Here is a 21,941-nt window from a genome sequence, read left to right on the forward strand (position 1 = left end):
CGGCATCGGCCTGATCTCGGTCGCGGCCATCGCCTGGCTGGTGCCGTCCGACGTCACGGAACCGAGCGGCGGCGGCCTACGCGCCGAAGTCCGCGTGCTCGGCAAGCTGCAGGTCTGGCTGGCGATGCTGATCGCGGCGCTGACCTCAGCCAGCCTACTCGCCGTCTTCACCTACATCAAACCCTACCTCACCGAAGTATCGGGCCTGTCGACCGCGGCGGTCACCTGGGTGCTTTTGCTGTTCGGCGCCGGCATGACTATCGGCAACATCATCGGCGGCAGGCTGGCCGAGTGGAAACCGATGCCGACGGTGATCGCCACCTTGCTGTTGATGGCCCTGCTGTTGGTCGCCTTCATGCAGTTCGGCGCGATCGCCAGCGTTGCCGCCGGCATCGTTTTCCTGTGGGGCCTGCTCATCTTCGTCGTCGTGCCGCCGCTGCAGATCCGTGTCGTCGATGCGGCTTCCGAAGGACCGAACCTCGCCGCCACGCTGAACCAGGGCGCCTTCAACCTCGGCAATGCCGGCGGCGCGTGGATCGGCGGCGTGGCGCTCTCCTGGGGCGTTTCCTACGCCAATTTGCCGCTGGTCGGGGCAGTGCTCGCCCTGCTGGCGGCGAGCGTCGCCGTGCTGCTGCAGTCGCTTGATCGTCGGACTGTTCTGCAGACGCAGACGCGTAGGCACACCTCGGCATCAGAAGCCGAAGGGTCGGATCAGAAGGATAATAGAGATTCGTCGCTGCCGCCAAAAGAGAGCGACGAAATGACTACGATCCAAAAGGGGTGGGAGTACGAGGAAATAAGGAAGCAACCGACCGACTGCCGGCCCGGTCCGGCTCCCAAGCTTTCCTCGGAATTCTAGCAGCCAAAATCAGCGACTGGTATGAGATCATGAGACGATGTGTTTTCCTCCTTGGGCTTTGCGCTTGTGCTGTTGGCGCAGCTGTTTGGGTCGCTTCAGCGCCAAGCAGGCAATCGTCCAGTTTGGCACCGGCCGCTGTTGTAAAGCGGGGCTCGCTGGCGGACACCGTATCTGCAATCGGCATTCTGGAACCCTCATCGCTTGTTCAAATCGATACGCGCGTCTCGGCCCAATTGATGAAGTTTCACGTCAGCTTGCGGGACAGCGTTCACGCAGGTGATCTTATTGCGGAAATGGATTCTTTCGAGCAGCAGAACCGAATGCGCGTGGCGAGGGCTTTGCTTTCCCAGAAGCAGGCGGCCCAACGCTTGGCGCAGTTCGAGCTCGATCGGGCCGAGCGAGCCCTCGGGCGTCAGCGCCAACTCTCTGCGAGCCAAGTCGTTTCGAGCGCGGCTCTTCAGGATGCCGAAGTCGCCGCCGGGATTGCCAGCGCCAAGCTCGAGGAATCGACAGCAAAGGTCGAAGAAGCGGCTGCCGGGGTCGCAAAGGCCCAAAAGGATCTCGACTCTACACAGATCACAGCCCCGATAGACGGACGGGTGATCGCTCTCGAGCCCAAAGGGGAACAGCCGCAGACCTCGCGGGTGATTGCTGTCATCGGGCAGACCGATGTGATGAGGGCGCGAGTGCAAGTTTCCGAAGCAGATGTCGCGCGCGTCAAGGTGGGGCAGCCGGTGCATTTCACCACCGCCGGAGACAGAAAGACGAACCGAGCTAGCGTGGTGATGGAAGTAGAGCCAGCGCCATCAACTCTCCTGACGAGCCGGGCACCTCGTGGCAGCGGCTGCTCGGGGGAGCCGCAGGCTGTCTGTTACAATGTGGTTTTCGAGGCACCAAACACGGACGGGAAGCTTCTGCCGATGATGACCGCCGAGGTGACGATTACGGTGAGCGCGGTTGATAATGTGTTGCTTGCCCCGAGGGGTGCGCTCGTCGGCCCAGATCCGCAAGGTTTGTACTACGCGAAGGTCGAGAAAGGAGACGGCGCGACCGAGTCACGCCGCGTGCGTGTGGGTCTGGTGAACCAAACCCACGCAGAGATCGTTGCTGGCCTCGCGGAGGGCGAAAAGATTATTCTACAGAAGGACAGCGGCATCACCGACACGGACTGACCGACCATTGTCTTGCCAACGCTCGCGACCATCAACGCTTCCCAAAGGATTGCCTCGCCAAGGCCGAAAGGGTGCCGCTGGGATGTATCGTGCACATCTCGCTGGACTACGAAGGCCATGGACACCATACAGGCCCGGCCTGCAGAAGATCCGGGATGAAGCAGGCCGACATTTCGAGCTGGAGCATCATCCCGAAACCATTCAGATAAGGACATGCGGTTCAGGTGATTCATACGATGACATTCTACCAAGAGCGAGAAGCCTCCGCTCGGCTGCCGCCCTCTGACGTTAGCTCCCTGCTCGGGGTGAGCGAGTCTTCGGGGATGGAAGCGAGAGCGCTGTCCAGAACGCGCGTTCCGACGGCATTCTCGCCCCAGGCGTGGCAGGTACGTCACCCGCTCAATCGAAGGTAGCTTAGCGATGTCATACGCCGTCAAGGAGATCTTCTATACGCTGCAAGGTGAGGGACGTAATACGGGGCGGGCCGCCGTATTTTGTCGCTTCGCGGGATGTAACCTATGGTCTGGCCGGGAAGCCGACCGCGCTACGGCAATCTGCAGATTCTGCGATACCGATTTCGTTGGTACGAAGGGCTCTGCGGGCGGACGCTTTGCGACCGCACAGGGGCTTGCATCCGCCGTTGAACGGGCCTGGCGCGGGTCGGTGGGAAGGGAGGGCCTTGTCGTCCTTACCGGAGGGGAACCCCTTCTGCAGGTTGATGAAGAGCTGATCCAGGCACTGCACGCCGCAGGTTTTGAAATTGCTGTAGAGACCAACGGCACCATCCATCCGCCGGCTGGGATCGACTGGCTGTGTGTCAGTCCTAAGGCCGGTGCTCCACTCGCGGTTAGGGCCGGGGACGAACTTAAGCTTGTTTATCCTCAGCTGAATGCCGAGCCAGAGTGCTTCGAAGGCCTGGCATTCGACCACCTGCTGCTCCAACCGATGGATGGACCTGAACGCGACGCGAACACCGCGGCCGCGGTCGCCTATTGCCTTGCTAATCCACGCTGGCAGCTCACCCTTCAAACCCACAAGCTCTTGGGAATTCCATGAAAATCACGCAAGCTTTCACCTTTGAGGCAGCTCACCGCCTTCCCCGGGTACCCGAATCCCATCGCTGCCATCGAATGCATGGCCACTCATACCGGGTGGACCTCCGTCTCGCAGGCACAGTTGATCCGGACACGGGTTTTGTCGTGGATTTCTTCGACATCGAGGCTGCTTTCGCGCCGCTTTTGCAGCGCCTTGACCATCACTGCCTCAATGAGATCGAGGGTCTAACAAATCCGACCGCCGAAAATATCGCGATCTGGATCTGGGACCGATTAAAACCCGTCCTGCCGCAAATTGCGTCGGTAATAGTTTGGGAGACGCCGCAATGCTGGGCTGAATATGAAGGGTGAGACGATGCAACAAGATTCCGAGTCTGCGCTCGTTCTCTTCTCCGGCGGCCAGGATTCAACCACCTGTTTGGCCTGGGCGCTTGAGACATTCGCGCGCGTCGAGACGATCGGCTTTGATTACAGGCAGCGTCATCGGGTCGAATTAGACGTCCGCCGGCGCGTGCTCGAGCAATTGCGGAGGGACTTTGCGGGTTGGAGTGCTCGACTGGGCGAGGATCACCTCGTCGATATAGCGGTGCTCGCAAATTTGAGCGAAACGGCGCTCACCCACAGTGTCGAAATCGCGATGCAGGAGAATGGGCTCCCGAACACCTTCGTGCCTGGGCGCAACCTTCTCTTCTTGACGTTCGCGGCCGCCGTCGCTTATCGCCGAGGCGTAAGGCATTTGGTAGCTGGCGTCTGCGAGACGGATTACTCGGGCTACCCCGATTGCCGAGACGACACGATCAAAGCGATGCAAGTCGCTCTGAATCTTGGGATGGAGAAGCGCTTTGTCATCCATACTCCGTTGATGTGGATCGACAAGGCGCAGACCTGGGCGCTGGCGGAGCGGCTAGGAAACGAGACGCTGGTCAAGCTCATCCGTGAGGAAACCCACACCTGCTACAATGGCGACCGCGAGCACGCTCACGCCTGGGGCTTCGGATGCGGGGCCTGTCCAGCATGCGAACTGCGCGCCCAAGGTTGGGAACGCTTCCTCTCCTGCAGGTCGAACCCGAACGCGCGCCCACAAAGCAATTTGGCGTCGGCGCGCCTGCAGGTTTAGCTCGCATACACAGTACAGCATGAGCATGAAAGCACGCTGAGCAGCATTGTGCGAAGTGCAACGAAATGTTGGACACCCGACAGAGCGGTTTCGGCGGACCTCGTTGTAATTAAGGAGGGTTCTCCCTTGGCACGACTGATGCAGTGTCATCCGCAACACGTCGCCGACGACAGTGAGATCGCATCGAATGGCGCAATGACTCTCTCTCTTATCGTGATCCACAGTTCGAATCGATCCTAAGCATCGGAGCCAGGCTCTCGGCATCGCCGCGGGATCACACCCTTGCCCCGGGGGGCCGCAGCTTACGAAAGGCTATGCCGGAGCCTCGTAATAGAACTGGAGAGGCTATGACGGGACAGCGCGAACCATTCGTGGAAGAAACACAGGAGAGGCCGACAATACCGCGCCAGCGTTTGCAGCCCCCCTGGCCTGGTCACGAGAGTGAAGGATATTCACGCGAGTTCGTCACCGAGAGGATGCTACGGCAGTTCTTTTCTCCGTGGAATTCTTGTGTGTGGCGTCGGGGCGCGAATTGGGGATCGTCGCGGAGCCAAGCAGGCTCGCCACCTTGAACGTGCAATCCGACCTCGGGAGGACGACTTGTTCCGCCGGACCCATCGCCTGTGTGGGCAGAGATCGGAAAGCTCTCCTTGGCGCGACTTTCGGCGGACATTCCTTCCACCGCTTTGACGTGAGAGAATTCTTTACCCAGCCAGCATACGTCCACGTAGTTGCACTATAGGACAGACGGGACAGCTATGTTATTTGAAAATCTAAAGGTTCACCGCCTTGCGGTTCACGAGGTTTTTCGCCGCAACGACGACAGATCTATTCAGCCACCGGCGTATTCCAATAATCTGGAATCCCTGAGCGCTGAGGCTATGGGCGCCTTTCGACTTCGGATGACCGATGCATTGTCGGGTCAGACCCAAAGCCTGCAGATGCGGATTGTGAAGGTCGGTGCCGGCAGCTTCTTGGAATGTGCAGAAGGACTCATCGGTTCCGACGACGCAGCGTTCCTACTAGGCTCCAAGGAATTGGCCACCAAGCTTGCTGAGTCACAGCTGGCCCGGCGTATACCGGGCGGCATGGTCATTGTGTTCAACGGGACGGTGGGCGCAGTGTCGGTTCCGTTTATCGGCGTAATCAAGGCGGAAATCCAACAAGGCTTCCGGCGTTCTCTTGCGGGCGCAATTGCCATAATCGAGTTCCTGAACAATATCTTTCTCACACCTGCAACACGTCTTTATAAGATTGGCGTGATGGCGTTTGATGACACGACAAAACCGAAGCCCGAGGGCCGGCGCGCCTTCATTTTCGATAGCAACATCTCCGCCGGCAATCGAGAGGCCGCAGCAACGTATTTCTACGATGGCTTTCTTGGCTGCGCGTTGCCCAGCGACGGTCCCTACGAGACCATGCGGTTCTTCGATCTGACAAAGGAGTTCATTCGTGGCTCAGACCTGCAGCCCGAGAAGAAGCGTGATATGGTCGATAGCCTCTATGTGTTCGTTCGGGACGAACAAGATCCGACGTTCACCGCTGACCAGTTTGGCAGTAGATTTTTTCCGGCAGAACTCCAAGATCCATATGCCGATTTCATGACCAACAGGAAGTTCACGCCGAATGCAGTCGTGAGAGACACGTCGCAGATGGGCAGTCGACTTCGCAGGCGTCGGCTAAAGTTTGGCGGAGACATTGAGCTCTCCGCTTCACCCGAGGCACTGAAGACCAAGGTGCATATGGAGCCAATTCCAGCTGACGGGATCCTCGGCGATAGCAATAGCTGGACGCGGGTTATCATCCGTGAGCGCTTAACGGGCGAGCAATGACGGACCGCGAAACCAAGCTACTCGAGCGGTGGCGCGCCGAGCGCCCGATGTATGCTGCTTGGGGAAATTTTGTCTCTGCGACATTGACTGATGCCATCGCCGAGGAAATTAAACCAACGGCTGTCGAGCTTTTCCTCCGTATCCCGATCAGGCCACGGACAAAAGACGAGTCGTCGCTCTTGACCAAAGCTTTCAGGCGGGGAAAACCCTATGCGGATCCCTACAACGATATCGAAGACAAGGTCGGTTTGCGTGTCGTCGTCTTGGTCTCGTCCGACATCAAGGTTGTAGAGAGGGTAATCAAGAGATGCCCGAATTGGACAGCTGTCCTCGCGCGGGACTACGAAGAGGAGCGAAGGCAGCGGCCGTACGAATTCGACTATCAGTCAGTTCACTACATAGTTCGGTCAAAGGAGGAGTTGACATTTGATGATGTGATCGTCGAGGCCGGTAAACCCTGCGAGATTCAGGTCCGCACGTTACTCCAGCACGCCTACAGCGAATTAACGCACGACACGATATACAAGCCTAGCGTCCAAGCCTCGCCTGAAGTGAAGCGTTCGGCCGCTAAGAGCATGGCCCTGATGGAGGCCACGGACGACTACTTCATGAGGGTAAGGGAATGGTTGGATGCGGCACTGGCTCCAAGTCGCCTGGTATCAGCAGCTGTCGACCGCTTGTACCCCTCATTTACGGGGTTGGAGCCTCAGCCGTCGCCGCTGGATACGTTGCTGATTGATCACTTTGGCCAGTGGGCGAAGGAGGGCTTCGAGGAAAACCTAAAGCAGTTTCTTCATGACAAAGCCTTTCTGGCGGACCGTATTAGAGAACGCGCCCCAACAGACCTGTTATTCCGTCAGCCCGCTATACTTTTGGTCTATTGGGCCATCAAAGTTGCGCCTCGCGGTGCGCCTGAGAATGGCCCGCTTACTGACCAAGAGCTCGGCCCAATATACAGTGATCTCGGCTTGGCTCGGGCCGCAGCGAAGGGGTAGTCGCCTTTCGGCGGCGGCGCCGATGTAAGGCGCAGCCGAGACTTGGGCGCGTTACGTCAGGTGTCTGTAAGGCGATCGCAGTACGCCGCAACTGTGATTGTGGAAATTTCAGCGCCCACTGAGGGGATTGCCGAATTGGAAATTTTCGAAAGACTTGAAGCGTTGATCGATGCGCCCAAAGGTGAAACAGTCAACGATGCGCGGGCGATGCTGCATCAATTCGAGTCGGCAATGACGGCTGACGCAATCCACCAATTCTTGCTGGATCTGATGACCTTGGTCTTCGTCGCGGAGTCTGCCGATCACAATTTTCTCGCGTCAGTACGAAAACTGGCGAAAATTAGGCTTGCCGTGCTCAAGATGGTTTGCGGAGTCTCAGTCTGACCGTCCGCGCCTGAGCTTTTTTCGTGCGGTGGGAACAACTCCGAAACATCAGGGTCGTGACGCCGACCGCACGTCCCACCCCGCGGCCTTTCCCCGTAAGAACTGCCCGCCGGTCAAAGCCGACGGAGGCCTTGTTATTGCTTCATGCTTCCGTCGGCCAGTTCTCGAAAAACCAGGCACCAAAAGCGGTAGTCGGCGTTTCGACCAGCAAAATTCGCCTCTAGCGCGGACCAAGCTACCGCAGTCGCAGCGTCGCGCCCGTAAAGCTCGATCGCGGCACTTACGGCACGCTTAGGATCGGCCAATTCGGCCACCGTCAAAACATTCGAGGGGCGAGTATCTGCGGGCATCCGCACATTGTGCCATGTCGGTGCCGATGCGACAACAATGGTGTCGGCAGCTATGTGCTGCCGAGCGCTTTTGCCTCGCCTTCCAGCGTCTCCCTGTGGTTGCCGTGCTTCGCGACAGGTTGTGGACTTCTGGAACAGCGTCCATTACCACCGCTCGGCCGATCTGTAATGGCATGTGGAAGATGGCACGGTTTTCAACCCCTGCTCGAAGCAGGCGGAAGATGCCGTTATGTGGTCGGCTAAGCATGGGCTTTGCGTCGCTTCCAACAGTTGGCGGCGTCAGCCCCTCGCATCTGGTGGCACACCCCGGAGGATCCGGGGTTGCAGTGCGGGTCGAGCCCGAATGCGCAGGAACGCAATTTCGCTCAGGCAATCCTACCAGATTCACCGCGTCTCGAACTCACTCCTTCGCATCGTCCAAACAGCTCTCAGACGCATTGATCCCGTTGGGGCGAATGCGGTGGCCCGATCGTGTGGCCGACCATTGCCGAATTTCACCGGTGCCGAACCGACGATGGTCGAACGCCTATGGTTGCCCTTTAGCGCTACTGTGCATAGAAAGCATTCTGCTTGGGGGCGAAAAGAATTAGGATTATGAAGGGCGTGGGTTCTAAATTCGAAAAACTGAATCGGCTGCGCGAGTCTCTGCGCGATTCCAATCATGATTTCCGAGCGAGCACCCAGCTTTTCAGCAGCTTGGATGTCGCCAAGATTGATCGCGATATGGATCTCGCTGGTCGCGGGAAAGAGCGTGGCGAGGGCAACCAGCCCCCGAAGACCGCCAAGAATCTCGACGATCTCGAACATGCGATCATTGAACGGGTCGAGGACGAGAAAAAGGCTTCCTATCATACTCTAGAGGACAACCTGCAGCTTCTCGGCGGACGTCTCGCCGGCCTCGATTTCGAAGAACAGTTCGGTCTCATCCGTCAGGCGAACGCGGCCAGCGTATCAGACTTCAAAGCTTCGGTTACGGTCGGGCTGGATGAACTCCATGGATTAAGAAGGGCTCTCGACGACGCTGAGAAAGAGCACGCCTGGTTCAAAGAGAAGCACGGATTGGTTCGCGCGGCGCGCGTCCAGCACGGCGCGGCTCATCTTTTGCGGCTCTCGCTGCTGCTGCTCCTTTTTCTTGTCGAAACAGGGATGAACGGGAGTTTCCTTGCCAAAGGGAATGAGCAGGGGTTCTTTGGCGGCATCCTGGAGGCAGCAGCATTCTCGTTCATCAACATCGGCGCCGCATTGCTTCTCGCGGTTTTCTGCGCCCGCCTGGTCACCCACCGGTCGGTCTTTGGGAAGCTGGTCGGGATTTTCTCGATCGTTGTCTATGTCGCTCTGGCCGTGACCATAAATCTGGCGCTGGCGCACTATCGCGAGGTGAGTGGCTCGCTCGCGGATGGCGCCGGCACAGAGGTCATCCGAAACATGCTTGCCAATCCGGCGGGCCTTATGGACGTGAAGTCGTGGCTGCTGTTTGCGATTGGCCTCATGTTTTCGATTTTCGCATTTATTGACGGCTGGTTCGTACTTGACCCGTATCCGGGTTACGCTGGCGTCGAAAATCGGCTGGTCCGTAAGCGGCAGGATTATATCGACCGGAAGAGGGAGTTGATTGAAGAACTGCAAGATGTTCGCGACGACCACAATGAAAAGGTTGAGGACATCGTCAAGGAACTCGGCAGCCGTCGCAGGGAGCATCGTGCGATCGTCGATCATCGGTCCAGACTTCTGGCGCTTTTTGCACAGCATCAGGACCAGTTGGAGCGAGCCTGCAACCAGCTTCTGTCGAAATACAGGGAAGCGAACATACAGGCGAGGAAAGAGCCTGCCCCCAAACATTTCGGGGCGCCTTACAAGCTCGATCGCATCAAACCTCAAATTTCCGGTGACGGGGAGTGGAGCGAGGGGGACGTTGGCGCATCCATCCGCGAGGCGCAAGAAGAGCTCAATAGTCAAGTCCGCCTTATCGGCCAGGAGTGCGAGCGGGGGATTGAGAAGTACCGCGAGCTCGACAAACTTCATCCGGATAGCGTGAATGGCTAGGCGAGCTCGCAGGCGCAAGAACGGCCATGCGGGCACGACCGTCGCGGCTGTCGCCCTTGGGCTGCTTTCCGTTGCGATGCTGGCCGGCTTTGGCTGGATGTGGTCACGATCTGGCAAGGGTCAGATCGACGCCAGCACGAATTGTCCGTTGGACGGGCCAACCAGTCTCACGGCTGTTCTCGTCGATGCCACGGATCCGATTTCGACAACGACGATGGCCGATCTGAAGAACGAGTTCCGCAAGACAATCGGGCGGGTTGAGCCAGGCGGATATGTGAGAATTTACACGCTGAACTCTGAGCCGGGCGACCTGACCGTGATGTTCGATGGGTGCAATCCTGGCGATGGGTCGACGGTGGATAGTTGGACCAACAACCCTGTGCGTCGTCAAAAGAAGTGGGAAGGCGCCTTTGGCGATCCTTTGAACAAGCTTCCTGATCAAATTCGGAATGCTGCCTCCGCCAGCCAGTCTCCGATCATGGCCGGCATTCAGCAGATCAAATTGTCGTTCTTCGACAGCAGCTTGGCGAAACAGGGTCGCGCAAAGCGATTGGTGGTCGCCTCGGACATGATCGAACATACGCCGCTTTATTCGCAGTACCGATCCGGGCTCGACTACCAGAAATACGTCAATAGCGCTGCCGATCGGACTTACGGCACCTCCCTTGATGGAGTGGACGTCACAATTCTCTACATCGACCGGGCAAAGAAGCCGTTTCAGTCGCTCGACCATGCCGAGTTCTGGACGCAATGGGTCCAAAGCCACCACGGCGAGTTCCAAAAGCTGGTTGGCTTGGAGGGGTTAAATTGATGTCGAGAAAGCACGACAATTCCCTATTGGGGCATCGAGGCTTCCCGCTTGTTGTCTTCGCGGCTTTGACGCTCGGAGGCTGCGTTTTCATCGCCATTGCGAAGCTCTCAGGTGTAAACCCGATCGCGGCCGCGGGTGCACCTGTATGCCTGATGCTCTTTTATCTCGGCGTTTCGATCTTCACTGGAAAGCTGCGCCTTCACGATGAGCAGACCGGCGACAATCTTTACTATATGGGCTTTCTGTTCACGCTCACGAGCCTTGGCGTGTCGTTGTTCCAGTTCGGGTCGGAAGGCTCCACTGATGCAATCGTTCGCAACTTCGGTATCGCTATTACGTCGACCATCACCGGCATCGCGCTCAGAATTTTCTACAATCAGATGCGCCGGGATCCGGCCGACATCGAGCGGACGGCCAGGCACGAACTCGCCGATATGACTCGGCGAGTAAGAGCCGAGATGGAGAGCGTCACCAGGGAGTTTGCTGACTTTCGCCGCGTCAGCCATCAAATGCTCGAAGAGGGCTTCGCAGAGATTGCCGTGCAAGCAGAGCGGAACGGCGAGCACATAAGATCCGCATTGGACAAGATCGCCATGGAATCGATCAAGCCGGTCCAGGAGGCATCTGGCAAGCTCAGTGATGCGCTTAAAGACAATTTCGGGCAGGTCGAAAGTCAGTTCTCTTCGATTGCGCAGCGGGTCGAAGCTGCTGCTGATTTGCTCGACAAAGCCAACAGCTCGATGTCTTCGTCGGTCGGTAAGCTCGGCGAACAAGCTGACACGGTGGCCACGAAGCTGGAAAGAGTTGTCGTGCCTGACGAGGTGCTAAAGAACGATCTGGCGCCCATGGTAAAGCTCCTGGGCAGCGCTGTCGCCCAGTATGCGGTCAAGACCGAGACGGCCTCGCAGGAGCAACAAGCTCGTATGGCCGGTCTCGCTGACGCAGTGGCGAAGGTGGCGAGTGGTGTAGAGCGGGCGGCAGCCGCGGCAGAGAGGACAGCGGAGAATGTTCAAGCGCAGCAGCGCCTAACCGAAGCGCTTGCGGCAGTGATGCAAAAGCAGAGTAAGGATACGAGCGAACTCGTTGCAATAATTGCAGAAAAGAGTCTGCAGGCGGCTCGCGCCAGCCATGCTGCCAACGACGCCATAGCAATCGATCCAGCACGCGCAGGGACACCTGCCGCCAGTGTTGGTGAAGAGGCAATAGTCACCATCTCCGAAGGTGCGCAAAGCGATTCCTTCCAATCCTTAGGCGGCGCGCCAGAGAAGGCTGAACCGCCGCGAAAAAGCGGCTGGTGGGGCCGGTGAGCGAGGTCGGCGGAACGGCGGTCGCTTTTGAGCGTAAGGGCTACGGCCGCGGCCTGATCCTGGGGCTGACGATGGCCGAGACGATGCTGCTTTTGGTGTTCTGCCTGCTGCTTGCAGCCGGCGCAATTATCGCCAAGAAGCAGAAAGAGGCTGCAGAGGCACAGAAGATTGCCCAGTCCCTCAAGCAGGAATCGCGTAAGCTCGACGAGGAAAACAAGCGGCTCCTTGCTCAGCTGAATGAAATGGTCAAACCCGCGACAGGGCGCAACGTGCCCGACCAGCAATGGCGTGAGCTGGTCCTGGCCAAAGAGAACATTGAAAGCATCAAAAAGGCAGGGCTTTCGGTTCAAGAAGCGGTGAAACTGGCCCCGGTCACGAGGGTCCTTTCCGACAACGATGTCGACGCTGATCAAGCCAAAACGATGATCGAGCGCACGAAGGTGCTGAACGAGTTTGGCTACGTTGGTACGGCCAAGACCTCGAAGGACCTTTCAGACGCCTTGAAGAAGGCAGACGCGCCTGCGATGGCCGCCAAGCCGCACGATTGGCCGCCGATCATCAGTCTCAGCGAACTCGACGGCTATAATTTCGATACCGGAAGTGCGGAGCTTTCCGATAGCTTCAGGCTGCGGTTGCGCGACCTGTCGAAGACGATTGCGGGCATTGCAACATCATACGGCGTCGACGTCATCGAGGTGATTGGACATACGGACGAGCAGGCCATGTCCGGTCAGTTATCGAACATGGATAAAGGTCTCCAACCGGTCCTGGCCCGCAAGGTAGAAGTCGGTACGCTTCATCCGGCCGACAACGCCGGCCTTGGGCTGGCACGTGCAATCTCGGTCACGAGCATCCTTCGCGATATGCCCGAGCTGAAACGGTTCACCATCCTGCCGATGTCGGGTGGCCAGCTGATATTGCCTGGCGACCATCTGACCGACGGAGCGCAGGCCGGCGACGTGAAGGCGAGACGACGAATTGAAATCAGGGTGAGGCAGCGCTCCCGCGAAACCGACCTCGCGCCGGCTGGGGGATCGAAGTCGTGAGTGGGAAAGAATGCTAGTGGCTTAGCATTTGGGTTGGGGGCTCTGGGAATGGGGTTTTACGTTCGAAAATCGATCGGTGCAGGTCCGTTCCGCTTCAACTTTTCGTCAGGCGGGGTCGGCGTCTCGGTTGGTGTAAAAGGTCTTCGGATCGGAACGGGGCCGCGCGGCCACTATATCCACGCAGGCCTAGGCGGTCTCTACTATCGCGGCACGCTCGGAAAAGCCGGCGCGAAAAAGAGTGTCCAACAGCCAACCCGTCACACGTCGCAAGCTCAACCGCAACCGTCGGCCCCACAATACATCACTGATGACGTCGTGATGAGAGAGATCGAGTCCGGCGACGTTATGGACATGCGGGATGAGACGTTTGCAAATGTGCTCGATGAAATCAACGCCAGGCAATCGCAGAAGCGGCTCTCCGTGGCGCTAGCAGTTCTATTCGGAATAGCCGGGTTCCTTGTTGGGAAAGCGCTCGGAGGTTCCGGGCCTGTGCTGGGGACCGCTGCTTTTCTGCCGGGCATGCTCATTGGCAAATGGTTTGATGGCTACCTCAGGGTAATCGTGCTCTATTATGATCTGGAGCAAGACGCCGAAGCTGCCTATGGCGGGCTGGTTGCCGCCTTCGAAACGCTCACTCGATGCGCAGGAAGGTGGCATGTCGCTGCCGGCGGCAAGATCCAGGATCTGACAACTTGGAAGCGCAATGCCGGGGCCAGCATGCTGGTCGACAAAAAGCCCACAACACTTGCAAACACCTTACCGCACGTCGTTCGCAGCAACGTTACACCGCCTTCGATGCACGTAGGACGGCAGGTTCTCTATTTCATGCCAGATCTCGTCCTCGTGAAGGACGGCAACCGCTTCGGCGCGGTTGGATACGCCGATCTCCATACACAGTTTGCTCCGAGCAATTTCATCGAGACGGGGAGAGTTCCGTCCGACGCTGAAGTGGTTGCACATACTTGGGCCCACCCTAACAAAAGCGGTGGGCCGGACAGGCGATTCAAAAACAATCGGCAGATTCCCGTCTGCCGCTACGAAGCCTTGCGCCTCTCCAGTGCGACTGGACTGAACGAACTCTTGGAATTCTCCAGGACGGGCGTGAGTCAGCCTTTTTGCCAGGCTCTAATGGCACTCGCGGCCTTGCATCTAGGCTCTAGCCGCAAGGCCACAAAGATGGACGCACGTGGACCCTCACCCCGGGGCTGACACGAATACCCGCCCTGTGCGACCTGTAAACGGCTCGAGAAGATAGGAGGTTATCTTACAGAGCCACATTGTCGGCATGTGCCGCGCGCCATCCCCAGAGGCATGGTCTTGAGCAGATAAAGGTAAGATGTCAGGCTCATTTTGAAACGCAACGAAGGTCTCGTCATAGGTATCGTAACAACGCTCGGCGTCTCCGGCTTTCGCTGCCGACGATTTCTGAAAGCGCGTTCAGGATTCCGCAAACGCGTCGAAAAAGGGGGCGTCTACACGGCCATCGGGTATTCCGCCAGCAACGTCACCGTGAGCCAGGCCGAAGGCAGCCCGATCATTCTCCACACCTCGGCCAGCCCGGTTGATGCCGTGCGATCCTCTATAACCACAATCATCCCGATCACACCGGGGCGATTTGACGGTTGCGATGCGTTCGGTACCGCTCTGCCCTACGATCAATTCATCAACGCCGGCACGCAGTTGAAATATGGCGGCCAGGCACGACGAACTCAGCATTGAGCGCAATAAGCTTGTCCAGGCTGGTGATCCATTTATCCACCGGACGCAGGCAATGACGAGCTGGAAATCTACAGCCATAAGCTTCTGGTCACAGCCAGGCCGGACACAGGTCGCGGACGTTCACGTGCCAGACAGTGTGGTTGCGGAGGTCACGGACCGCGGTCACCCAAGGCCATTTTGGAGACTCCGGTCTGCCCCTGCTCAAAGCATCGCCATGCCGCCATTCACGTGAATTGTCTGACCGGTGACGTAGGCAGCTCCATTGGAAGCGAGGTAGGCGACTGCGGAAGCGACTTCGTCGCTGGTGCCCATGCGCTTCGTGGGGATCGCCGCCATGATCGCTTCTTTCTGCTTGTCGTTGAGCTTGTCGGTCATCGCCGATTCGATGAAGCCCGGGGCGACGCAGTTGACCGTGATGCTTCGGGCGGCGATCTCCTGCGCCAGCGACTTGGAAAACCCGATCATGCCAGCCTTGGAGGCTGAGTAATTGGTCTGGCCGGCATTGCCGGTGACGCCGGAGACCGAAGTGATGTTGATGATGCGGCCGTGCCGGCGCCGCATCATCGGATGGGTGAGTTCGCGGGTCAGCCGGAACACGGCTGTCAGGTTGACCTCGAGCACGCTGTCCCAGTCGGCGTCGGACATGCGCACGAACAGCCCGTCCTTCGTGATGCCGGCATTGTTGACCAGAATGTCGACGCCCTCGAGATCTGCCTCCGCCTTCTGGCCGAGCGCCTTGACTTCATCGCGGTTCGACAGATTGGCCGGAAACAGCTTGACCCGGTCGCCGAGCTCACCCGCCAGCGTTTCCAGTTTCTCGATGCGCGTGCCATGGAGTCCGACGATCGCGCCCTGAGCATGCAGCACCCTGGCGATCGCCTCACCGATGCCTCCCGTTGCGCCGGTGACGAGCGCCTTGCGGCCATTCAATTCGAACATTTCTTATCCTCTTCTCAATCGTGCAGGCCGGTGATGAATTGTGCAATTTACAGGCCTTTGCTGCGGTCGGTCTCGGCCACGGGATGCGCGGCGCCGCTCGACAACGTGATCACCTCATCTGAGGCTTCGTGCTGGGGGTTACGCCAAATACTGCATGCAACATTCAGCCGGACCGACGGAGTGACGATACGGGTCGGTGACCTTTGCGGGAGGCATCTCGCTGGGCTTCTACACCTGTTTGAATGCTAAAACTGCGTTCAGTCCGCCCATGGCGAAGGCGTTGCTCATGGCCACGCGCACCTTGCGCTCGCGCGCAACATTGGGCGTGACGTCGAGATCGCAATTGGGGTCTGGCTGGCGATAATTGGCGGTCGGCGGCACAACACCGTCTTTGATCGCCATCACACAGGCGATCATTTCAAGCGCACTCGCTGCACCGAGGCAATGCCCGTGGGTGGACTTGGTGGAAGAGACGGACATCGAATTGGCATGATTACCGAAGACGCGCCTGATCGCCGCTGTTTCGATTTCATCGTTGGCCTTCGTGCCGGTGCCATGCGCGTTTAAGTACTGCACATCCTCGGCATTCAACCCGGCATCCGCAAGGCAGGCGCGCATCGCCGCTTCCGGCCCCTCGACAGTCGGCGCAGCGATGTGGAAGGCATCGGCGGAAAGCCCGATGCCAGCGATCTCGGCAAGGATCGTGGCGCCGCGTGCCTTGGCATGCTCATAGCTTTCCAGCACGGCCATACCCGCACCCTCGCCCAGCACCAAGCCCCTCCTGTCGGCGGAGAAGGGCCGGCAAGTATCCGGAGCGAGTACGCGCATCGCCTCCCACGATTTCATCACAATAAACACAAATGGCGCGTCGCTGCCTCCGGCAAGCATCACGTCGGCCCGGCCGTACCTGATCTGGTCGACGGCCGAGGCGATCGCATGGTTGGCCGAGGCACAGGCGGACGTGGCGCCGAAGACCGGCCCGCGCAGGCCGAGGCTCATGCTGACGTGGCAGGCAGCTGCGCTCGGCATCGCCTTTACTCCAGTCATGAGATCAATGCGGGTCGCGCCGCCTAAAAGCAGGGCGCGATATGCTTTTTCGGCCGCGTCCCAGCCGCCGAAGCCGACGCCGACCGTCGCGCCGAAGCGATGGGCGTTTCCTTCATCGCAGGAAAGTCCGGCCTCTCGCATCGCTTCGTGCGCCGCAAGAACAGAAAGAAGGCTGAAGCGGGCCATGGAGACGAGCTGCCTGCGGTCAAGGTCGTGCTCAGGCAGCGCCTTGATCTCGGCGCCGATCATGCCCTTCAGCTCATGAAGGTCTGCATTGACAATCGGGCCGATGGCGGAGAGGCCTTCGCGCATCCCTGTCCAAATGGAGGCGACGTCGGTGCCCAGTCCGCACAACCCGCCTATTCCGGTGATGACGACGCGCCTGTCCATTCAAGCCACCTTAGCAAGCAAGCCGCGCATGGCTTCAACCATGCCGCCGACATTCTGAACACCCGTCCACGCCTCGGCCGTGTTCATTTCGATTTTGATGCCGTAGGCTTGCTCCAAATCCCAGAGCACGTCAGCTAATCCCAGTGAATCGATGCCAAGCTCGGTCATTTCCGTCTCAGCCGTTATTTCGCCGACGATGGAAGCAGTCGTTTCCTCGCCGCTCTCCGCTTCGACCCGTTTCTTGATTATGGCAATGATTTCCGTTGTAAGTTGATCAGCCATTGTGTTCCTTTCCCATTTCAGCTTATTTTGACGTGGATGCGGCTCGTCCTGAGACCGGCGGCGTGGCAAAAATAGCCATTAAGCTTGCCAGCCGACGAAGCCCAATGCTCATTAGAGCCGGATGAGTTCCGGCGTTCTGCGGCAGGCGTGCCGATGACGAAGAGGGTCGCCGGCAAGAATGAATTGCTCGTGAAAGGTCAGCGTCAGTACCTCTTGGTATGTAGCCCGCATCATAACTCCGGACCGTTTCGGTCGATCAGGCTACCGGACGGCCACTCGTCCATCGAGCGTCCAATTGGCGAGACCAAGAGGAGCACGTCTTCAAGGCGCGTGGGCGGCAGGTCGGGATGCACATCTGGGAGCGTCGACCGTACGCGAACGCCCGAAATAACGGTCGCCAGACCGCCTCGACAGAACCTCTCAACATGGTTGCGCATCGCGTGCCGAACCGTGCCGAAAGCGAATGGAACCCGAAGCTGCTGCAGCACTGGAAACACAACGCCCAGTGAAAAGCTTATTCCGAGTCCTTCAAGATCCGGACGGATCCCATACAATCCCAGTTCGGCCACCAATAGATCGACCTCGCCAACTTTGATGAACCGGCGCAGTATGCCAATGTGAGCCGCTAAGCCGTGCGCATCGTAGCCGATTGCGCGGAATTCCGGCCTCGCACCGCCCCAACTGCGGCCGCCTTGGAATGGCTTTGCGTGGAAGGCCCCAGTCCGTCCATAGTTCGTTCGGAAGAAGTCGGACAGTTCGGCATGGTCGGCCAGTTGCAATTCATTTTCCCAGCACAACCGCCACCGCACGTCAGAACGCATGGAAGACCTCGTCTTTATTGCTGTTTCTTGAGGTAAGCACCTGTGCAGGAAAGAGCCTGTTGCCGCGAGCCGACGACGTGGCTTGCGCGGACCGAAGAACCCAGCCACAATGGGCACGCGGCTTGGGAGGTTCGGCGAACACCAGAAGGCGTGCACCAGAAAATGCTACGCGGGCCAAAAATGCTCCTAGGAGCTAACGCAAACATCGACAACTTCCTTTAAGGGGCTTTCTTGAATTGTCCCTATGCGGCGTTCTGCAAAACCGATCAAATCGTTTGTTTCGATTTGAGGCATCCACATAATGGATAGCTAAAATGCGGTTCAAAGGCTTGCCTCATATCCGAACGGATCAGGTTTTTGACGCCCGCGTTCGCGCTGCCGCGAAACAGAATGCCATGGCCCGCCTGTTCATGACGGCTCCCGGCGTCGGCGCCGTCATCGCGCTGTCGGTTGCCTCGACTTATGACGATGCCTCCCGCTTCCGTCGATCCTCCAAGGCCGGCGCCCAGGCGCTATGAATCCGGAGGGTCAATCGAATCCGGCGTCTCTCCCAGCGCGGTGACTAGCTCACGCGAACCCACCTATATGAAGTCGCCAATGTGATCCTCACGCGACAGGTTAGCTTCTCTTCTCTGAAGGCCTGGGCCCGCGGATCGCCAAGGGCGCCGGCTTCAAGAAGGCAAAGGTTGCGGTGGCGCACAAGCTCGCCGTCATCCTCCAAGACGAGGGAGCCGTTCCGCTATGCGGCTGCTGCAGCCAAGACGAGCTTCGCCGCCTGAACGTCGTCGGGAATTCCAATCATGGCCCATTCTCACCGCGGGCGGGCGCGAGAGCCATTAGACTCGATACGGACCAATTCGGTCGCCCGGCAAGGATGACGACTTCGTCATCCCGCGATGAAAGGGGAAAATGGCCATCGTCGTCCTTCCAACCAACATGGCCGGTTAGGTACCAGCGTCCATCTCGGCGAATTTTTCTGCGCTTTCTCAGGAGCGTCGAGGTATCCCGTGAACCATGCCAGGGGGCTTTGAGAGAACCTCAACAGGAACCCTGCCAAGGTTTCCGTCCCCCGCCCGTGCCCCACCGGCATGGCCATACCCATGGACATCTAACCTGAATGCAAGATATGGCAGCTCCTTCTTGCCTTCGCGCTCCAATGCGATGTCCATCGACTGCAAGACGCACTCTCGCTGACCGCCCGAAGTTGCGATATCAGCTTCCGAAGGATTCAAAACTTGAACTTGAAGCCGACCGATGTGGTGACGGCGTGGAAGTCCATGCCAGCTGCGCCCTTGTGGAGCCGAGCGCCTTTGGCACCGGACACCGTCACGTCGCCTCTCTCTCGGAGGTAGCTGTCCATGTCGGCCGCGAGAAAGATGCTGACGCTCTCAGTCACTTGATAATTGGCCTTGGCGCCGAGCGAGATGAAGTCGATCGAGCTGAAGCGATCTTCGAATAGAAGTCCCCTCAACCAATGGTAGTCGTCAGCCTCGGGATTGACCATCCGGCCGCCACGAAGCAACCCCGACAAGGTCCAGTCACCGAGCTTCGTCGTTATCTCCGCGCCAAGGAATACGCCCGGAAAACGCTGCTCGTAGGTGATGCCGGGTTCGCCGGGCGGGAACGACCTGTGCCGGTTACGGAAGCCATCATAGCTGTAGACTCCCAAACCTCCGTAAGCAGTCCACTTGATGTTGGTGTATTTAAAGCCGCCATGCAGATTGAGGGTCGTGGCATTGCCGATCGGGAAGTCGTGGCCGACTGCGATGTCGATATTGATGTAGCGGTTGAGCCTGGTGTCGGGATGCACCGACAGATCCCACCAACGGTCCCAATTAAAGTTCACGTTGTCCGGAGGCTTCTTAAACTTCAAATCAACCCAATCGTAATCCTCCATGTAGCTGTTGCCCGACAAAGCAGTCATAGCGCTAGCCGAGATCGTCCAACGGTTATCCATCTCAGCCTTGAAGCCGGTGGTCAGAACCGGCGCCTGCGTTTCCCAGATCAGTTGGCTGATATGATGGCCTGCCTCGTCCAAGATGAGCTCGTTGGCTTTGAGCCAAGTATACCCGACACCACCGAGAAATATGAGGCCGTCGTCAGGCGCAGCGTAAATTGTCTGATCAGCAGCCATGGCACTTGTCGAGGACGTGCAGAAAGCAACAAGACCGATCAAGATTGCGCGGCTGTTTTCTGCGAGCTGTGCAGTGCATGTGCGATAGAAGCGGCGGCCAACTGCGACGAGCAGGGACCGGGAAGCGGTGTAAGAGATCGTAAAGGCAAGCACGGCTTTTTGCGTTATCCGTATTTTCTCGTTGGCATCGCAGTTGTGGGGTGTCACTGGGCTTCCTCGTTGCTAAAATGAATCCGATTGGACGCTGTGAGCAGAGCCGTGCCCCTCGCGACAAGGTCACAAAAGCTTGCTTCCGTTGCCACAGGGGAATGCAGCGATCGGCATCCTGCTCGGGGCAACGCTATGCTTCAGTGCGCCTGACCTGTTGATGCTCTCCCTTCCCGCAGGCCCCACCCATCATAGATCGTGCCAACTAAGCTCCCTTTGAAAACAAAGGGATGACCGTCAGAGGCGGTGTCTGACAGCCGACATTGTCGGATATCGGACAGGGGCATCAAGGAGGCGGTCTCCCGCGGCCAGAGGTCCCCTTTGGGACACCGCTGGCATGAGACCTTAGCTGCCTTCCCGACTTTTGACGAAGTCGACGCGTGGTCGAGCTTTCCCGCAACCTCCGCTCCGGAGAAGGCGCGCACATCCCGGATTTCCTAGTCAGGCGCGAACGCCGGCGCGCGTTTGTCGACGCGGGATCTGGGGTCGGGACACCCTCGGCTCGAAAACGCCGCCAGCGAGCGCGGTTGCGAATACGAGGCAGCGTGTGGCATCTCGACAGCGATCTCCTGCCGGAGTGAGCGGCCTTCGAACTCAGGATAGCGATGGTCGCCGACGCTGGCGGATCACACCGCGGTACGGCAACATTGAGGGAGGATTTCTGTTGCGATAGCACGCCAATCAGCGCGCTGATGACCGTGACCGAAGCGAAAGGAGAGGTGGCAGGTCGGCGGGCTGGGGCTGGGCCGCAAGCATTCACCAAGGATTCAGGGATTCTCGATTCGCCGGGTTGGCTGGTCTCGCACGAGGGAGGCGAGCATCCCGGGTTACGCACGCAGTCGACACTAAGTAACCTGTGCCCTTCCCGAGAGATGGGTGACAGTTCATTCCGGATAGATGGGTTACACTTTCGGCCCTTTGCAAGGAGAGCAAGGTGCCTTGGAAGGAGTGTAACGTCATGGATGAGCGGCTGAAGTTCATCGCCCGTCTGCTGGACGGCGAGAAGATGGCCGTGCTTTGCCGAGAGTTCGATATCTCGCGCAAGACCGGCTACAAGATCCTCACGCGCTACAACGACTGCGGCCTGGAGGGGCTGACGGATCGGTCGCGTCGGCCTTACCGCCACGCCAATCAGCTTCCGTTTCAACTCGAGCTGATTGTGCGCCTCAAGCAGGACAAGCCGACATGGGGTGCGCCGAAGATACGCGAGCGGTTGGCCCGGCTNTANCCGGATGTGCACAGGCCTGCGATCTCGACGGTGCATGCGGTTCTCGACCGGCATGGCATGGTCGAGCGCCGCAAGCGAAGGCGCAACAGGGCGACGGGGACACCGCTTTCAAACGGCTATCGGCCCAATGATCTTTGGTGTGCCGACTACAAGGGCGAGTTCATGCTCGCCGATCGGCGCTATTGCTATCCGCTGACGATCAC

The 21,941-nt window shown here is 58.6% G+C and carries 21 protein-coding genes and 1 pseudogene; 17 read left to right on the top strand and 5 right to left on the bottom strand.

Annotated features, from left to right (window positions below; all coding sequences use genetic code 11):
• The 14 genes from M653_RS01000000133955 to M653_RS1000000136360 all read left to right on the top strand — a co-directional run.
• Positions 1-859 (top strand): MFS transporter (locus M653_RS01000000133955; protein WP_245262402.1); only part of this gene is annotated, 859 nt, incomplete at its 5' end.
• 122 nt (positions 860-981) lie between these two features.
• Positions 982-2,031: an efflux RND transporter periplasmic adaptor subunit gene (locus M653_RS0129825; protein WP_198028855.1), complete on the top strand. Its 1,050-nt coding sequence runs from the start codon at positions 982-984 to the stop codon at positions 2,029-2,031.
• A gap of 420 nt (positions 2,032-2,451) precedes the next feature.
• Positions 2,452-3,087 carry a 7-carboxy-7-deazaguanine synthase gene (queE, locus tag M653_RS0129830; RefSeq protein WP_027146594.1) on the top strand — a complete coding sequence of 212 codons (636 nt, stop codon included), beginning with the start codon at positions 2,452-2,454 and terminating at the stop codon, positions 3,085-3,087.
• Positions 3,084-3,437 (top strand): 6-carboxytetrahydropterin synthase QueD, encoded by a 354-nt coding sequence (gene queD, locus M653_RS01000000133960; protein ID WP_032936461.1) that lies wholly within the window; start codon positions 3,084-3,086, stop codon positions 3,435-3,437. The genes queE and queD overlap by 4 nt, the downstream gene beginning before the upstream one ends.
• A gap of 4 nt (positions 3,438-3,441) precedes the next feature.
• Complete coding sequence (gene queC / locus M653_RS0129840) at positions 3,442-4,203, top strand: 7-cyano-7-deazaguanine synthase QueC (protein ID WP_027146595.1); 762 nt, start codon at positions 3,442-3,444, stop codon at positions 4,201-4,203.
• Between the two features lie 758 nt (positions 4,204-4,961).
• Positions 4,962-6,035 (top strand): nucleoid-associated protein, encoded by a 1,074-nt coding sequence (locus M653_RS0129845; RefSeq protein WP_156938320.1) that lies wholly within the window; start codon positions 4,962-4,964, stop codon positions 6,033-6,035.
• On the top strand, positions 6,032-7,030 hold the full coding sequence (locus tag M653_RS0129850; protein WP_027146597.1) for a RelA/SpoT domain-containing protein: 999 nt from the start codon (positions 6,032-6,034) through the stop codon (positions 7,028-7,030). The genes M653_RS0129845 and M653_RS0129850 overlap by 4 nt, the downstream gene beginning before the upstream one ends.
• A 135-nt stretch (positions 7,031-7,165) precedes the next feature.
• Complete coding sequence (locus M653_RS0129855) at positions 7,166-7,414, top strand: hypothetical protein (protein WP_210164879.1); 249 nt, start codon at positions 7,166-7,168, stop codon at positions 7,412-7,414.
• A gap of 944 nt (positions 7,415-8,358) precedes the next feature.
• Positions 8,359-9,807 carry a hypothetical protein gene (locus M653_RS0129865; protein ID WP_032936464.1) on the top strand — a complete coding sequence of 483 codons (1,449 nt, stop codon included), beginning with the start codon at positions 8,359-8,361 and terminating at the stop codon, positions 9,805-9,807.
• The gene (locus M653_RS0129870; RefSeq protein ID WP_027146600.1) at positions 9,800-10,618 is read left to right on the top strand and encodes a hypothetical protein; all 819 of its coding nucleotides are present in this window, start codon (positions 9,800-9,802) and stop codon (positions 10,616-10,618) included. The genes M653_RS0129865 and M653_RS0129870 overlap by 8 nt, the downstream gene beginning before the upstream one ends.
• A complete protein-coding gene (locus tag M653_RS1000000135150; RefSeq protein ID WP_051442876.1) occupies positions 10,618-11,925 on the top strand; it encodes a hypothetical protein in 1,308 nt (435 codons plus the stop codon). Before M653_RS0129870 ends, M653_RS1000000135150 begins: the two co-directional genes overlap by 1 nt.
• Complete coding sequence (locus tag M653_RS01000000133970; protein ID WP_032936474.1) at positions 11,922-12,971, top strand: hypothetical protein; 1,050 nt, start codon at positions 11,922-11,924, stop codon at positions 12,969-12,971. The genes M653_RS1000000135150 and M653_RS01000000133970 overlap by 4 nt, the downstream gene beginning before the upstream one ends.
• A gap of 48 nt (positions 12,972-13,019) precedes the next feature.
• A complete protein-coding gene (locus tag M653_RS01000000133975; protein WP_084637045.1) occupies positions 13,020-14,180 on the top strand; it encodes a DUF4236 domain-containing protein in 1,161 nt (386 codons plus the stop codon).
• A 141-nt stretch (positions 14,181-14,321) separates the two neighbouring features.
• Positions 14,322-14,690: a hypothetical protein gene (locus M653_RS1000000136360; protein ID WP_198028856.1), complete on the top strand. Its 369-nt coding sequence runs from the start codon at positions 14,322-14,324 to the stop codon at positions 14,688-14,690.
• Positions 14,691-14,891: 201 nt separating this feature from the next.
• Here the strand turns inward: M653_RS1000000136360 and fabG are convergent, their stop codons facing one another.
• The 4 genes from fabG to M653_RS0129910 all read right to left on the bottom strand — a co-directional run bounded on the left by fabG (position 14,892) and on the right by M653_RS0129910 (position 18,169).
• Positions 14,892-15,629, bottom strand: a complete 738-nt coding sequence (fabG, locus tag M653_RS0129895; RefSeq protein ID WP_027146601.1) for a 3-oxoacyl-[acyl-carrier-protein] reductase — start codon at positions 15,627-15,629, stop codon at positions 14,892-14,894.
• Between the two features lie 228 nt (positions 15,630-15,857).
• Positions 15,858-17,066 (bottom strand): beta-ketoacyl-[acyl-carrier-protein] synthase family protein, encoded by a 1,209-nt coding sequence (locus M653_RS0129900; protein ID WP_027146602.1) that lies wholly within the window; start codon positions 17,064-17,066, stop codon positions 15,858-15,860.
• Positions 17,067-17,348, bottom strand: a complete 282-nt coding sequence (locus tag M653_RS0129905) for an acyl carrier protein (protein WP_027146603.1) — start codon at positions 17,346-17,348, stop codon at positions 17,067-17,069.
• Between the two features lie 230 nt (positions 17,349-17,578).
• A complete protein-coding gene (locus tag M653_RS0129910; RefSeq protein ID WP_027146604.1) occupies positions 17,579-18,169 on the bottom strand; it encodes a NodA family N-acyltransferase in 591 nt (196 codons plus the stop codon).
• 395 nt (positions 18,170-18,564) lie between these two features.
• Here M653_RS0129910 and M653_RS1000000137135 point away from each other — a divergent pair, with 395 nt between their 5' ends.
• A complete protein-coding gene (locus M653_RS1000000137135; protein ID WP_156938323.1) occupies positions 18,565-18,687 on the top strand; it encodes a transposase in 123 nt (40 codons plus the stop codon).
• Between the two features lie 710 nt (positions 18,688-19,397).
• Here the strand turns inward: M653_RS1000000137135 and M653_RS0129920 are convergent.
• Positions 19,398-20,510: an omptin family outer membrane protease gene (locus M653_RS0129920; RefSeq protein ID WP_245262403.1), complete on the bottom strand. Its 1,113-nt coding sequence runs from the start codon at positions 20,508-20,510 to the stop codon at positions 19,398-19,400.
• A 716-nt stretch (positions 20,511-21,226) separates the two neighbouring features.
• On the opposite strand from M653_RS0129920, the pseudogene M653_RS1000000137985 reads away from it, so the two are divergent.
• Both M653_RS1000000137985 and M653_RS0129925 read left to right on the top strand, forming a co-directional pair.
• Positions 21,227-21,343 (top strand): annotated as a pseudogene (locus M653_RS1000000137985) (cytochrome); the annotation flags it as partial.
• Positions 21,344-21,468: 125 nt separating this feature from the next.
• On the top strand, positions 21,469-21,941 hold a 473-nt coding region (locus M653_RS0129925; protein WP_027146606.1), incomplete at its 3' end, for a helix-turn-helix domain-containing protein.

Origin of the sequence: Mesorhizobium sp. WSM3626 (assembly GCF_000513935.1) — a bacterium.
GTDB classification, from domain to species: domain Bacteria; phylum Pseudomonadota; class Alphaproteobacteria; order Rhizobiales; family Rhizobiaceae; genus Mesorhizobium; species Mesorhizobium salmacidum.

Bases quoted from the DNA above. Each gene is read 5' to 3' on its own strand.
- M653_RS0129850 (WP_027146597.1), top strand. From the start codon at position 6,032: ATGACGGACCGCGAAACCAAGCTACTCGAGCGGTGGCGCGCCGAGCGC.
- M653_RS0129910 (WP_027146604.1), bottom strand. From the start codon at position 18,169: ATGCGTTCTGACGTGCGGTGGCGGTTGTGCTGGGAAAATGAATTGCAA.
- M653_RS01000000133975 (WP_084637045.1), top strand. From the start codon at position 13,020: ATGGGGTTTTACGTTCGAAAATCGATCGGTGCAGGTCCGTTCCGCTTC.
- queE (WP_027146594.1), top strand. From the start codon at position 2,452: ATGTCATACGCCGTCAAGGAGATCTTCTATACGCTGCAAGGTGAGGGA.
- M653_RS1000000137135 (WP_156938323.1), top strand. From the start codon at position 18,565: ATGGCCCGCCTGTTCATGACGGCTCCCGGCGTCGGCGCCGTCATCGCG.
- queC (WP_027146595.1), top strand. From the start codon at position 3,442: ATGCAACAAGATTCCGAGTCTGCGCTCGTTCTCTTCTCCGGCGGCCAG.
- M653_RS0129865 (WP_032936464.1), top strand. From the start codon at position 8,359: ATGAAGGGCGTGGGTTCTAAATTCGAAAAACTGAATCGGCTGCGCGAG.
- M653_RS0129870 (WP_027146600.1), top strand. From the start codon at position 9,800: ATGGCTAGGCGAGCTCGCAGGCGCAAGAACGGCCATGCGGGCACGACC.
- fabG (WP_027146601.1), bottom strand. From the start codon at position 15,629: ATGTTCGAATTGAATGGCCGCAAGGCGCTCGTCACCGGCGCAACGGGA.
- M653_RS0129905 (WP_027146603.1), bottom strand. From the start codon at position 17,348: ATGGCTGATCAACTTACAACGGAAATCATTGCCATAATCAAGAAACGG.
- M653_RS0129845 (WP_156938320.1), top strand. From the start codon at position 4,962: ATGTTATTTGAAAATCTAAAGGTTCACCGCCTTGCGGTTCACGAGGTT.
- M653_RS1000000135150 (WP_051442876.1), top strand. From the start codon at position 10,618: ATGTCGAGAAAGCACGACAATTCCCTATTGGGGCATCGAGGCTTCCCG.
- M653_RS0129900 (WP_027146602.1), bottom strand. From the start codon at position 17,066: ATGGACAGGCGCGTCGTCATCACCGGAATAGGCGGGTTGTGCGGACTG.
- queD (WP_032936461.1), top strand. From the start codon at position 3,084: ATGAAAATCACGCAAGCTTTCACCTTTGAGGCAGCTCACCGCCTTCCC.